At 63.7% G+C, this 14,074-nt stretch carries 9 protein-coding genes and 1 pseudogene; 4 read left to right on the top strand and 6 right to left on the bottom strand.

Features of this window, described 5'->3' with window-relative positions:
- Positions 1–16 precede the first annotated feature (16 nt).
- Entirely contained in the window at positions 17–1,579 is a 1,563-nt protein-coding gene (locus C7G41_RS08445; protein WP_245446468.1) for a sensor histidine kinase, read from the top strand.
- Positions 1,580–1,602: 23 nt separating this feature from the next.
- Here C7G41_RS08445 and C7G41_RS08440 read toward each other — a convergent pair.
- A pseudogene (locus C7G41_RS08440) lies at positions 1,603–2,017 on the bottom strand (molybdopterin dinucleotide binding domain-containing protein); the annotation flags it as partial.
- Positions 2,018–2,160: 143 nt separating this feature from the next.
- Between C7G41_RS08440 and C7G41_RS08435 the strand changes: the two are divergent.
- Positions 2,161–3,408, top strand: coding sequence for an oxalate decarboxylase family bicupin (locus C7G41_RS08435; RefSeq protein WP_106942087.1), 1,248 nt, complete (start codon positions 2,161–2,163; stop codon positions 3,406–3,408).
- A gap of 119 nt (positions 3,409–3,527) precedes the next feature.
- Here C7G41_RS08435 and C7G41_RS08430 read toward each other — a convergent pair whose 3' ends face one another.
- The 4 genes from C7G41_RS08430 to C7G41_RS08410 all read right to left on the bottom strand — a co-directional run bounded on the left by C7G41_RS08430 (position 3,528) and on the right by C7G41_RS08410 (position 6,697).
- Positions 3,528–4,208 carry a YoaK family protein gene (locus C7G41_RS08430; protein ID WP_106942086.1) on the bottom strand — a complete coding sequence of 227 codons (681 nt, stop codon included), beginning with the start codon at positions 4,206–4,208 and terminating at the stop codon, positions 3,528–3,530.
- A 310-nt stretch (positions 4,209–4,518) separates the two neighbouring features.
- Complete coding sequence (locus C7G41_RS08420; protein ID WP_199198253.1) at positions 4,519–5,019, bottom strand: Dps family protein; 501 nt, start codon at positions 5,017–5,019, stop codon at positions 4,519–4,521.
- A 62-nt stretch (positions 5,020–5,081) separates the two neighbouring features.
- On the bottom strand, positions 5,082–5,645 hold the full coding sequence (locus C7G41_RS08415) for a cytochrome b (protein WP_106942084.1): 564 nt from the start codon (positions 5,643–5,645) through the stop codon (positions 5,082–5,084).
- On the bottom strand, positions 5,642–6,697 hold the full coding sequence (locus C7G41_RS08410) for a catalase family peroxidase (RefSeq protein WP_106942083.1): 1,056 nt from the start codon (positions 6,695–6,697) through the stop codon (positions 5,642–5,644). Before C7G41_RS08410 ends, C7G41_RS08415 begins: the two co-directional genes overlap by 4 nt.
- Positions 6,698–7,056: 359 nt before the next feature.
- Here C7G41_RS08410 and C7G41_RS08405 point away from each other — a divergent pair, with 359 nt between their 5' ends.
- Complete coding sequence (locus C7G41_RS08405) at positions 7,057–7,950, top strand: SDR family NAD(P)-dependent oxidoreductase (RefSeq protein ID WP_199198252.1); 894 nt, start codon at positions 7,057–7,059, stop codon at positions 7,948–7,950.
- A 172-nt stretch (positions 7,951–8,122) separates the two neighbouring features.
- On the top strand, positions 8,123–11,023 hold the full coding sequence (locus C7G41_RS08400; RefSeq protein ID WP_106942082.1) for a winged helix-turn-helix domain-containing protein: 2,901 nt from the start codon (positions 8,123–8,125) through the stop codon (positions 11,021–11,023).
- 111 nt (positions 11,024–11,134) lie between these two features.
- Here C7G41_RS08400 and C7G41_RS08395 read toward each other — a convergent pair whose 3' ends face one another.
- Positions 11,135–13,987, bottom strand: a complete 2,853-nt coding sequence (locus C7G41_RS08395; RefSeq protein ID WP_245446467.1) for a winged helix-turn-helix domain-containing protein — start codon at positions 13,985–13,987, stop codon at positions 11,135–11,137.
- Between the last annotated feature and the right edge of the window lie 87 nt (positions 13,988–14,074).

The raw sequence follows: 14,074 nt of genomic DNA, 5'->3' as shown, positions 1-14,074 counted from the left end.
CCTCGATCACGGCTTCGTGCGTTTTGACAAAGCACCGACGAAAACGCAAAAGACCGCTCTTCGGCCGGGCGGTAAAACCTTCTGCATGACGCTCGAATGCCTGGATGGCTCCGACCCCGTACAGCCCCGGCGATGGTGGCGCCGTGTGCTGCCGATCCAGACAATACAGGATCGGATTCTGCTGTGGGCTTGGGGTAGCCTTGTTCTGACCCTGCTGTCCTTCGCCTGTTCACTGCTTGGAGACAATTTTGCGGCGATCGCTTTCGCTGCTTTTCTGGCCGCTTCGCTGACGCTCGTCGGCGCGGTCATGGACATCACCGCCCAGAAGAAAGCCCATGTCGAGCTGGAGCGAAGCGAACAGCGTTACCGTCATTTGTTCAGCCGCATGCCGATCGCATTCCGGCAGCTCGACGCCAGCAGGCTGGTCGTGCTGTTCCGAAAATTGCGCGCCGAGGGCGTCAAGGACCTCGGCGCCTATTTCGACAGCCATCCAGAATTCCTCCGGACCTGCATGGATGCGCTCTCGTTTCAGGAGGCCAACGAACGGACCATCCAGATGTTCGGAGGCGGCGTCGACGACTATGTCGGACGTTCCATGGCCGAGACCTGGAAGGAACGTCCCGATACGTTCCGGCGGGCCATGGAGTCTCGTTATCGCGGCGAGACGAACTTCGAGGAAGAGACCAGGATGGTCACGTGGGACGGCCGCGTCGTCGACGTTCTCTTCACGACGGCTCGGGTCGGCCCCATCAATGATCTCGAAATAAGCCTGGTTGGCACGATCGACATTTCACAGCGAGTTCGCGCTCAGGAGCGGCTCCGGCAGGTGCAGGCCGAGTTCGCACACGCCGCGCGCGTCTCGATGCTCGGCGAGCTCACCGCATCAATCGCCCACGAAGTGAATCAACCCCTGGCCGCTATCGCCACCAATGGTGCGGCCGGGCTGCGGTGGCTGAACAGGCCCGTCCCCGATATCGTCGAGATTCGCAAGGCCATCGAAAACATCGTCGTGGATACCCAACGAGCCGCGAACATCGTGGCGCGCGTTCACGGGATGGCCTCGCGGAAAGTCCCCGAGCAGGCATCCCTGCCGTTCGACGACATCATTCGCGAAGCGCTGCTCTTCCTGCGACACGAGATGGAATCCCGCAGCGTGACGATCCTGCACCGGCCTGATCCGGCCAGGCCGCAGGTGCTCGGTGACCGCACCCAGCTCCAGCAGGTGATCGTCAATCTGGCCATCAACGCGGTGCAGGCGATGACGCAAGCGGGATATGATGATCGGAGGATCGTCATCAGCACGGTCACGCAGGACGCGGCGAAATTGTGCTGCTCCGTGGAGGACAATGGTCCTGGCATCCCCGCCGAACATATCGATCGGCTGTTTGAGAGCTTTTTCACGACCAAGGACAGCGGGATGGGCATGGGACTGCCGATCTGTCGTTCGATCGTCGAAGCACATGGAGGTCGGATCGGCGCCGAAGGCAACGGCGCGAATGGCGGCGCCCGCTTTTGGTTCACGCTGCCGGTCTCCGCCCCGGTGGATTCGCCGCGCTGCGACCTCCACGCAGATACCTGAGCGCTACGTTTCCGGCTCTACAGCTATCGCCCGGAAGAGGCCGAGCGTACCAGGCGGATCGGGACGCCTTTGTATGACGGCGTGAAGCTGAGGGGATCACGGGCATAGAGCGGCACCAGCGGATTGGTCTCCGGATAGTACGCCGCGCAACAGCCGGTCGGAAAGGAATAGGCCACGACGCGGAAGTTGCGCACGATCCGTTCGGCGCCATCGGTCGAGGCCGTTATCAGGTCGACGCGATCGCCGTCGGCAAGCCCGCGCTTGCTCAGTTCGTATTCGTTGAGAAACACCACGTCGCGCTGGCCGAACACGCCGCGATAACGGTCGGACAGCGAGTAGAGCGTGGTGTTGTACTGGTCGGTGCTGCGTATGGTGGAGCCACAGGAAATCGGGGTCGCTTTGCGGCGGGTCCTCGCCGCAGCCCGGGAAGACCAAGCTCCGAGGCCGCGGGCTGAAGCAGCCAGTGCATTCCGGAAAAAGCAAGGCCGTTCGCGGAAGCCGTGCCGGCAGCCAGGAACTAGGCTCGGCGTCCGTAGCCCCGTCGCCACAGAGGCTTTTGACTATTCTCAGGAGACCCCAATATGTTTTCCCGACGTGATTTGCTGGCCATGTCTGCGGCAGGCGCCGCCATGGCCGGCTCCGGCGCACAGGCAGCAACCTTCGGCAATCCAGACGAGCCACCGCAAGGCGCGATCAACGCCAAGAGCCCCGGAAGCCTGACCGATCCCGGTCCGCAGAACCCGGCTTTCGGCGAACAGTTTCCCTCCGTTCAAACCCCGCCCGCGACCGACGTCGGCGGCCTGCCGATGGATTGGGCTTCGTTCAACAACGCACCCAGACGGATCCAGGATGGCGGCTGGGCGCGGCAAGTCACCGTCGCGGATTTCGCGATCTCGAAGGAAATCTCCGGCGTCAACATGCGGCTGTCCGCAGGGGGCATCCGGGAGCTGCATTGGCATCAGGCGGCCGAATGGGCGATCATGACCTACGGCAGTTGCCGCATCACCGTGCTCGACACGCAGGGGCGTCCCTATGTCGGGGACCTCAAGGCGGGCGACCTCTGGTATTTCCCACCGGGCGCGCCGCATTCGCTGCAAGGCCTGGGGCCCGACGGCTGCGAATTCGTGATCTGTTTCGACGACGGCCACGCCAATGAGTTCAACACGCTGCTGGTGACCGATTGGCTCGCCCATACGCCGCCCGAGGTGCTGGCGAAGAATTTCGGCGTGCCGGCCGACGCCTTCGCCAGGATTCCGCTGCACAATCGCTGGATCTTCCAGGGCACGGTGCCCGGCGATCTCGCCGCCGATCGCGCCGCAATCGCCAAGCACGCCGAAGCACCGCCCTATCCGTTCATCCATCCGCTCGGCAGTTCAGCGCCGGTGAAGGAGAGCTCAGCCGGCAGCATCCGCGTCGCCGACAGCAGTAACTTCAAGGTCGCCACCACCGTCGCCGCGGCGCTGGTGACGATGCCGCCGGGAGCAGTCAGAGAGATGCATTGGCATCCGAATGCCGACGAGTGGCAGTATTATATCAAGGGCAAGGCGCGGATGACGGTGTTCGACACCGGCCCCAACGCGCTGACGACGGATTTTTCGGCCGGCGACATCGGCTATGTCAGGCGCAATCTCGGCCACTATGTCGAGAATGTCGGCGACACCGAATTGCAGTTCGTCGGCGTGTTCCGTGCGCCCCGCTACGAGGAGGTGTCGCTCTCCAACTGGTTGACGCACACGCCTCCGCGGCTGGTCGCCCAGCATTTCAACGTCGACGAGAAGCTGATCGCCCAGTGGCCCGACAACAGCCCGGGCGTCATGCCGAAGTCCTGAACACAGGGAGCGCCGGACATCGCGCCCCTATTCTGCCGACCATAGCGCTTCCGATATCGTCTATAGTGTTCGCCCACGGGCGAACGTATGCCCGTTTCGAAGCCTCTGGGCTCAGAGGGTCAGCCTTGGTCTCGCCGATCGCGATGCCGGCGGCAGAACCAAAGAACGTGCATCGACGATGCAATCGGCAGGGCAAGGCTCCACGCGCCCAGCCACCTCGTCGCGAAACTGCCGAGGGCGGCTCCCAACAGGAACATCAGGCTGAGCAGAAGCATGACCCCGGCGCCACGTGCCGCATCACGATCGGATGTCGCAACGGACTGGTCGATGGCGCGGAACATGTTGCCGGTGACGGTAGTCGAGAGATACTTCCAACGCTCGACCTGCCTGAAGCTCGCCGACTGCAGCGCGACACCGAAAGAGATTCCGAGGATCGCGACCATATCCGGTACGCGATGAAGCAATAGCATCGCCGCTGCCAGGCAGACGATCTCTCCGACGAGGCAGCGCAGCGGCGCCCGGATGCGAATCGCGATCGACGCGCCGAGCAGAAACGCGACCATCGGAAGCAGATGGTGGGCCGCCTGCTTCCATTGGCCGGACATCGCGTAGACGCCGATGAATACGACATTGCCGGTTTGCGAATTGGCAAACACGCCACCGAGCGAGAGCCAGGTAAAGGCGTCGAGGAAGCCACCTGACATGCTCAGAACCGATGCCACGAGAAGGGATCGCTCCGGAGCGTAGACGCCGACGGGCGCCTCGACGTCCAGCGCGGAAGATGCGGCTTGCATCGCCATATTGGTCGGCCCGCGAGGTCAGCAGGCGGTCTCGGCGACAAGCCGCGACGTTGACCTCGTGTGCCCGCCGCGCCAGGCAATCTCACGGTGCTTCGTGTACATCGGCCCCGTCATCATGGCTGATACCGTCGCTGGCTGGGGCGAATGGCGGGCGGGTCATAGAGCATGACGACTCCGATTTTTGAATTCGACATGTCAGCCATGGTTTGACTCTCGTTCGCACGACCGGTCCGCCGGTCATGAATGAGCGCAAGCCCACGAGGATCCGCCCGGGCTATCTTTTGAGGATGCAGCGACGGCATGCCCGCACCTACGAACTCGGGCCACTCCGGCCGGTCTCGTACAGGAACCAGATCCGCCGCTCCGTCTCGTCGATCCAGTTTTCCAGCAGGCTTGCGGTCGCGACGTCGCCGTATTCATCGCAGAGCTCGTGGACCCGGCGCATCTCCCGTGTCAGCTGCTGGTTGTCGCTGCGCAGCTCGGCCAGCATGTCCTGCGGATCGACATAATCAGCGTCGTTGTCGAGAATGCGCTGCTCGCGCGCGATGTGGCCGATCGAGCGCAGTGTAGTTCCGCCGATCTTGCGTGCCCGCTCGGCAATGTCGTCGGTCATGGCAAAAATCTGCTCGGCCTGCTCGTCGAGCAGGAGATGATAGTCGCGGAAATGACTGCCAGATACGTGCCAATGGAAGTTCTTGGTCTTCAGGTACAGCGCGAAGACATCGGCCAGCAGCGCTCTCAGCGCGGCTGGAACGTCCCGGTTCGCATTGGCCCCGAGATCCGTCGGACTTTGGAGATCTGCCTTGCTCATTGTCGTCATCCTTGTTGGAGGTTGAGAAATTTAGTGGCGCATCTCGCCGATATGCGGAGCGGTCATTCCACTGGCGTCGTCCTGTTCCGCGACGGCAGGAGCGCGATCGTCCCGAAGACGCCGTCGCGGCGGATCAATGCGTGGAACAACCCGGCCGCCAGATGCAGCAGCACGAGAGCAAAGAACGCGAAGCCCAGATAAAAATGAGCATTCCACAGCAATGTGTGCACGCGATCGCTCTGCGGCAGCAACGCCGGAATTCGGATTCCCCCATACAGGACGACTGGATAGGCCGCGGCCCAAAGCATGCCGAGACCCAGCAACGGCATGACGATCATGAAGCCATACAGGAGCAGGTGCGACAATCTCGCTCCCAGCTTCATCGCCGGCGGAAGATCCGCCGGCAACGGAGGCGCGCCGTAATGGAGCCGCACGGCCAGCCTGATCACGACGAGAACCAGAAGGGTGACGCCGAGCGTCTTGTGGGTCAGGATCAGGGGCGGATATGTCGGCGCCACGGTGGAGACCATGCCGACGCCGATGAAGAACATAGCAAAGATACAGGCTGCCATCAGCCAGTGCAGCAGCCGCTGAATGGGGGCGAAACGATGCGGAACGTTGCTCATGGCTTGACCGTCCCGGTTCGCGGATAGTCGCCGGCTTCGGCCGCACGCAAATCGTAGGACCTGCGGTAGACCGACGAGCGTGCAGCCGGGAAGGGATCGTCGGACACCCGGATTCCCTGAGGCAGCACGGTCGGATCGAAGTTGATGTCGCGGCAGGGCCCGTCCTGCTCCGGTTCGATCCGCTGCACGATGAGCGTTCCGACCTGCACCGTGCGGCGGCCCTCGGGCCATGGCTTGCTCGGGTCTGCGGTCGGATCGCCGGGATCGGCGACCGTCGTCACCATGGTCCAGCGTTGCGGGCCGGCGGTCCGGATCCGCTCCGCGATCTCCTGCTCGAGAAAATCCGGACCGCGCTTTTCCAGCTCGGCTTGCGAAACCAAACCGGGCTGCACAGTGGGGAGCAGCGACCATCGCACCGCGTGCTCCTCGCCCTTCGCATTCGTGAAGATGAAACTGTTGAGCCCGTGGTAGGGCTCCTCCGCATAGCTGGTGGTCCAGGGCGCCGTCTTGGCCCAGCCCGCGAAGGCGACAAATTCCGGATTTGCCTGGATGAAAATCTTCATCGCCTCCGGCTCCTTCTTGGCGGATGCGATCAGCAGGTCGTGAAACGCCTGCGGCGTCGACACTGCAAAGACCGGCGGGTTGATCAGCGCCATCCGCCACTCCTCGCCGTCCGCCACAGCGATCTGCAATCCCAAACCGCGCACACGGACAGTTGCATCCACAGCGTTCGGATCTGCGGTGCCGAGATTGAAGCGGCCCAGCGCCGGATACGTGCCGCGCGCAAAGACCTTGGCCCGCGAAAGTTCCACGCCGTTTCCGTTGGCCTCGAAGACGCCCGTGAAGCAGATCCCCTTCGCGTGATTTCGCCGGTGCCCGAGCGGTGCGCCGCTCGGAGGCGTCAGCGCCGCGATCATCCGCTCCGGCGTCAGGCGCCCGGGCGAGAGCCAGCCAGCAGTGTAGGCGAACGCGGCTGCTGCGCCTCCGACGACGGCAGCGATCAACACGAGCGATCCGAGTCTCGAGCGCGGCGGTCTGCCTGATTGATTCATTGCTTTTCCTTGCAACGAGCGAATTCCACACGGACGCGTCGCGCGGCCCGTCCTGTCGAGCGGCTCAGTTTCCTTGTAGCCGGCGGCCACGGGCGCGATCTTCTGAAAGCCAACGCCAATTTCGCGAAGGCACGTTTGGGCCTGCCCGGTCCGCGGGAAGCTCGTCCCGACCCGCTTTCGGGCTTTCTCGAAAAATTTCGTGCGATCTGGAAATCAGCCGCCGGGCTCGAAAGACCCGTCCCGCGCCCGACCGTATTTCAGAAGCTCTTCGCGCAAGGCCAGCGATCGATTGCCGAACGAGGAACGTGTCGCAACGGCGCTGGCGTCCTTGCGGAGGGTGGAATGCGATTGGGATGCGAATGCACAAAGTGATCATCGTCACAGGAGCTGCGAACAGCATCGGACGAAGCACCTGCAGGAAATTGGCGCAGGCCGGCCATACGGTCTACGTTTCATTGCGGGAAGCGGATGACCACGATGAGCACGGCGGCGCGGAGGCGGGAGCCGAGGGCGGCAAGCATGGTGCGGATCTCCGAACCATCGCGTTCGACGTCTCCTCGGAAGCCTCCGTCAACTCGGCCATCGATGCCATCATCGCCGAGAACAACCGCCTCGACGTGATCGTGCACAATGCCCGCCAGGTCCTCTACGGGCCGGCGGAGGCCTTTACACCGGCCCAGCTTGCCGAACTGTACGACACCAACGTGCTGGGTGCGCAACGGCTCAATCGGGCCGCGTTGCCACAGTTGCGCAAGCAGGGCCATGGCCTGCTGATATGGGTCTCGTCGAGCAGCGCGCGAGGCGGCTCGGTTCCTTTCCTGGGCGCCTATGCTTCCTCAAAGGCCGCCCTTGACGCGCTGGCGCTCGGTTATGCCGGCGAGCTCGCGCGTTGGGGCGTCGAGACGACCATCGTCGTTCCCAGCGCGCTGGGGCCCGGCCACTATATTCGCTCCGGCCGGCCGCTGGACACCGTTCGGGCCGAGGAATACGCGGATGGTCCGACGGCCGATTTGAGCGAGATCGCGCTGTCGGCACTTGCGCAGCTTCCGGCGAAGGATCGAACTCCGCAAGACGTCGCGACCGCCATAGCCGATATCGTCGACATGCCATTCGGACAGCGTCCGCTGCGAGTTCATTTCGGTCCGGACGACGACGGAGCTGCAGCCGTCGGCGCCGTCGCCGACGGCGCCCGTGCTGAACTGCTCCGCCGGATCGGATTGGAGGACATTCTCAAGCCCGCATTCATCGGATAGGGCGTGCGCGTCGTGGCGTCGCACGTTCAAGCCTCAGACGAAAGTGATGGAGCCCGATGCTTTACCCTGAAACCACCGGATGTTACCGTTTGAGGACTCCTGCGTTCACACGTCTTGGTGTGCTGCCGAGTCCTAGAACGTGACGCGTCGTGCGCCGGGTTGATATCCGAAAATGGCCCCCCGCTGGCATAGCAACGACATGATGGCCCAAGCTGGCCGCTCCGCCCAAGACGAGTCCGCCTGGGAGATCTTCCTCTTCGGGCCGTTTCGCCTCGACCCCTTGCAGCGGCGGATTGAACGAGACGGAAGCCCGCTGCAACTGTCGGGTCGCGCATTCGACATCCTGCTGGCGCTGGTCCGGCAGGCCGGCAACGTCGTGAGCAAGACGGATCTGATAGCCACGACATGGCCGGACGCCAACGTCGAGGAAAACAGCCTGCGTGTCCATATCGCCGCACTTCGCAAGGCACTCGGAGATGGCAAGGGCGGCGTCAGATATCTGAGCACGATCTCCGGACAGGGCTACTGCTTCGTCGCTGCGGTCTCGCGTCCGGAACAGAGGCAACCTGCGCCGATCGATCCGACTTACGTCCACAATTTGCAGGCGCATCCTCGGCAGATGGTGGGGCGTGAGCAAGCCATCCAGGACATCTCGGAAAGGCTGAGAGCCCAACGCTTCGTCACGGTCATCGGCCCAGGCGGCATCGGCAAGACCACGGTCGTCGTTTCCGCGGGCCACGCCCTGCGCGGGGAATTCGCCGGCCATGTCCACTTCGTCGGTCTCGGCGAGACCGGCAACGCCGCTCCGGTGCCGGCGATCGTCGCATCGTCACTTGGACTGCTGGCGCGATCGAATGATCCGACGGGCAGCCTGGCGACATTCCTGCGCGACAGGCGCATGCTGCTCATTCTGGACTGCTGCGAGCATGTCATCGAAGCAGCGGCGGCGCTGGCCGAGCGGCTTTACCGGGCGGCCCCGGAGCTGCACATCCTGGCCACGAGCCGGGAATTGCTGCGCGTCGAAGGTGAGTTCACATACCGTCTCCCGCCACTGCCGAGCCCACCGGAAAAGACCGTTCTCACGGCTGCGAACGCCCTCGCCTATCCCTCCGTTAAACTCTTCGTGGAGCGTGCGACGGCAGGAGGCAGTGAATTCGCGCTGACCGATACGAACGCCTCTGATGTCGGCAACCTCTGCCGTCGGCTTGACGGCATTCCGCTCGCCATCGAGCTCACCGCCGGCCATGTGGGCGCATATGGCGCGAGAGCGATGCTCCAACTCCTCGACCAGCACCTCAATCTGCTCTGGGAGGGACGTCGCACCGCACTGCCCCGACACCGGACGCTGCGCGCAACCATCGAATGGAGCTACAATCTTCTATCCGAACCGGAACGCGCGATTCTCGGCCGGCTGTCGGTGTTCGTCGGCAGCATGACCCTGGACGCCGCCCGGTCGATCGCCGCGGCCACGGAGGACGACGACACGATCCTGGCGATCATCGACGGCCTCGTTGCCAAGTCGATGCTTGCACTGAACACCGGCTTGCAACCAACCCGCTACCGCCTTGCGGACTCGACCCGGGCATACGCGCAAGAGAAACTTGTCGCCAGCGGGCACGCTGGCGCGATCTCGCGACGTCACGCCTGCTACTTTCTCAGTCTCCTTGAAAGGATCGGGAGCGAAGCGAACCGAGACCTTTCGGCGGTTGCCGAGGAGTTCGGTAACGTCCGCGCCGCGCTGGCGTGGTGCTTCTCAGATCAGGGAGATCGCAAGGTCGGCGTGGCGCTAGTCGCGGCATCGATACCGCTCTTCTTCAAGCTGTCGCTGTTGACAGAATGCGAGCTCTGGGTCACCCGCGCCATCGAAGCACGCGATGAAACCAATGGAAGCATCAGGAAGGGCCTCGTCCTTCACACTGCGCTGGGCGCCGCCCGCATGCTCACGGGACGGCTCGACGAACTGGGTGTTAATCATCTCAACCGGGCGCTCGAACTGACAGAGAAGATCGGCGACGTGCAAGGTCAGATCCGTTTGATCGACCAGTTGCATCTAGTTCAATTGTTCGTCGGAAAATATGATGGGGCACTGGCCACCGCCAAGCGCGGCGAAGCCATTGCGCTGACCAGCAACGATCCCATTGCCGTTGCGCGCATGCGCGTGTTGCTCAGCATGTCCTGCCAGTATCTCGGCAGGTTCGCTGACTCCCGCTCGTACATCGAAGCGGCGTTGCGTCATCCGGGCCTGGATGGGGACATCCTTAGCGGCCTCACCCTCGAATACCCTAAACACGCTCAAATCACCCTTGCGCGCGTCCTCTGGCTTCAGGGATACCCGGATCAAGCAGCGCAAATGGTGCGCCGGGCCATCTCCGACGTCATCGTAACGAACCATCCGGTCATGTTCTGCCGAGCGTTAGCATGGGCATTCGACGTCTTCTTCTGGAATGGCGATACGGAGGATTGTGAGGAACATGTCGACAGGCTCATCGTGGAGGCCCGAAGGCACAACCTCGCCATTCTCCAGATGGTCGGCGAGGCGATGAAGGGGATTGCGCTGCTGGCCCGCAACGAGACCGGCATCGGGCTCGCTATGCTGAAAGGCTCGATCGAGAAGCTGCAGAGCCAGTGCTTCGGTGCGGTCTCAGGGTTAAGCATGGTCCTCGCCGAAGCCTTGGCAGCGACGGGTCATGGTGACGAAGCCCTGGACACCATTGATCAGGCGATTGCCCAGGCCCGACACTGCAACTTCATGATGGAAATGCCCGACATGTTGCGCGCAAGGGCGGAAGCGCTGATACACAAGAGCAATCCGGATCTTTCGCAGGCGGAGATGAGCTTCGTGCAGGCGCTCGACCTCGCCCATCATCAGGGGGCGCTCGGCTATGAGCTTCGCGCGGCGATCGGGCTTGCGAGGCTATGGCAGCGAGGCGGCCGCCGCCAGGAGGCGCACGATATGCTTGCGTCCGTCTATCTGCGATTTACCGAGGGGTTCGATACGCGCAGCCTCAAGATGGCGAGAGAGTTGCTTGCCGAACTGAAGCCGGCGCGCCCGTGCGCGTCTGCGGCCAGATGACCCTTTCCTGATCGCGCAAGCGCGCTTTGCGCCAACTGATGCGGCGCTCTCAGAGGCCGCACCGGCATCCGATTGGTTGAATCGGGCGCCGCTCCCCGGCGCATCCAGGACCTACGATTTGAGCTTCGCCATCATTGCACGCGCGTCGCGGAGGTCCCCTGTCTCGAAACCTTCGGTGAACTTGCCGTATGCGGACGCGAGAACATGGCGCGCATCGGCCGGATGCCCCTCGCTCACCTTCAACCGTGCCACACTGATCGCCGTCCTCAGCTCCCAGGCCAGGGCTCCCTGGCTCCGCGCCACCTCGAACGCCCTGTCGAAGGCCTGCGCGGCGGCGCTCGTCGAGCGGTGCTCGCCGGGAAGCAACAGCAATTCGCCCTTGATGCGCCAGAGTTCGGCGACATACCACCCCTCGTCCCTCGCATCGCATCGCGCGAGCGCCTCGTCGGCGGTCGCAAGCCCCTGCGATACCTCGCCGGCCTCGCCGAGACATACCGCGAGTTCACCGAGGGGAAGCAGAAAGCGCGGCAGATGGCGCGCCTCGCCCGCGAGCTCGAACGTCTTGCGCAGCAGGGGCAATCCGGTCGCGAGGTCGCCCCGGCGCGAGATCAAGAGGCCCCTGAAGGCGCGTGCCCACAGATTCCATAGGCGGATCGGGTGTCGCTCGGTGTGTTCGAGCAGCATCGTACAATAGCGCTCGGCCGCGTCGAGATCGCCGGCCAGGAGCGCAATCGGGCAGGCACCCTGGCCGAGGACGCTGCAAAACGTCAGTGCGTGACCACTGGTCCGGCCTTCCTCGACGTTGTGCTCGACGACGCTCAAGGCCTGATCCGCAAGGCCAAGCAGCCACAGGATCCGCGCCTGGAAATAGCGCGCCGAGACCCGCAGGTCGAACCGGAAACGAATGACCTGCGGCTTTGCCGCAAGCTCCGAGAGCCGCGACAGGGTTCGCCCGATATGATGATAGGCGAGCCGCTGGTCGCCGCGATAATGCAGCGTGGTTGCGAGAAGCCGGTCGGCCATCATGCGGTCGACGGGATTGCCGGAGTCGGCCACCACCTCCGCGAAACGATTCGCAAATTCAAGCGCCCGGCGGAATTCGCCGTTGTTGAACTGATCGATGCAGAGCCCCCACAGCGCGCGCAGCAGGTAATCCCTGTCACCGAGCTGCTCGGCAAGCTGCAGGGTCGCAGTCCAAGCGGGACCGGCCTCCCGGGCCCTGCCAACACCGTACATCAGCGACCAGCCGCGCGCGGCCGACAGCTGCATCCGAAGCCGCGGCGCGTTCGCAGCCGTCGGATCCAGGCGCGCCGAAGCGAGTTCGGTCCGCTCGCGGCATTCGGCGAGCAGCGACAATTGCACCCAGAGCGGAACCGCGGCCGCCGTCAGGGCGGCCCCGACTTGCGAGTCCCCGCCGGGGGAGAAGGCCCAATCGAGACTCGTCCGCACGTTGTCGATGTGTCGGCCATAGAGGGTGAGCCACTCGGCCTGCGGCCTCACTTCGCTGTCGGCTTCGGCGCTGGCAAAGAATCCGCAATAGTATTTTGCCTGGCGGCGGGCTGCGCCGGCATGTTCTCCGCCGGCACGCAGCTTCTCCAATGCATACGCACGCGTCGTATCCAGCAGGCGATAGCGCGGACTGTCGCCACGAATATCCGCGAGAACGAGCGACTTTGCCACCAGCCTGGCAAGCTGGCCGGTCACATCGCGGATGTCCTCGCCGGCAACTGCAATCACTGCATCGAGCTGGAACTCGCCGGCGAATATGCCGAGCTGCCGGAGCAGCCACGCCTCGTCGTCCGGCAAGAGGTCGTAGCTCCAGTCGAGCGTTGCGCGCAGGGTCTGCTGCCGCGGCAACGCCGTGCGCCGGCCGGTCGTCAGGAATTTGAACCTGTCATCGAGAAGTGACGCGATCTTCGGCGGGCTAAGCATGACTGCGCGCGCCGCCGCGAACTCGATCGCCAGCGGAATGCCGTCGAGCCGCCGGCAGATGGATGCGATGGCGCCTATGTTCTCCTCGTCCGGCACAAAGCTTGAACCCAGCGCCTTCGCCCTGCTCGTGAACAATTCCACTGCGCTGTACGCAGAAGCGCCAGCGGGCTCGTGCCAGGCTTCAGGCGGCACGCCCAGAGGAGGCACGCGGTAGACATGCTCCCCCTCGATACGCAGCGCCTCCCGGCTTGTCGCAACAATGATCGTCCCCGCACAGTGGCTGGCAACCAGCTCGGCCACCGGCGCCACGGCGTCGATGACGTGTTCGCAATTGTCGAGAATGAGCAACAATGGCCGAGAGCCGATCGCACGCGCGATCGCATCGGGCGAGATCTCCTCGCCCTCGAGCTTGGTGCCGAGGACACTGGCGATGACCGAGCAGACGAGCTTTGGATCGGACAGCGAGGCCAGCTCGACCAGCAGCCGGTCAGCCACAAAGCCGGGCGGCGGCGTTCTGGCGACCTCCAGCGCGAGCGACGTCTTTCCGATGCCGCCAGGTCCGACCAGGGTCACGATGCGATAGGCCGACAGAAGCCGCCACAAATGTGTGATCGCAGCCGTTCGGCCGATGAGATCGAATGATGCGCTGGGAATGTTGATCGACGGCAGCAGGCCGGTTGCGGCAGATTGTAGCGGGGTGTCCATATGCTGGACTCGCCATGCTCCCAGCAAACGATAGCCGCGGCCAACGCTGGTTGACAGCATGTCGCGGTCGGAACTGAGCGCCTTTCGGATCGCCGCGATATGCACGCGAAGTGCACTCTCCTCGACAAAGACGCCGCGCCAGACGCGCTCCGTCAGGTCTTCCCTGGTGACGAGCTGGCCCTGCGCTTGAACCAATTCCGCAAGAATTTCAAAGGCACGCCCCCCCAAGGGAACGAGTTCTCCGGTCGCGCGCAATTCGCGTCTGGCAAGATCGATTTCCCATTCCGCGCAAATGTAGACGGGACGCTGGCCTGGCTCAGCCATCATTGGGACAGCCCCAAGCGGTTTCGTCATTTTCAGTCCAGCTTACCACCAACCCAGTCGAAAGACACAGGTAGCCGTGCGGCGCAGCCG

It is taken from the genome of Bradyrhizobium sp. MOS002 (assembly GCF_003020115.1).
Taxonomy (GTDB): domain Bacteria; phylum Pseudomonadota; class Alphaproteobacteria; order Rhizobiales; family Xanthobacteraceae; genus Bradyrhizobium.
The sequence above is the reverse complement of the archived record's forward strand: the minus strand, read 5'-3'. Positions and strand labels throughout refer to the sequence as shown.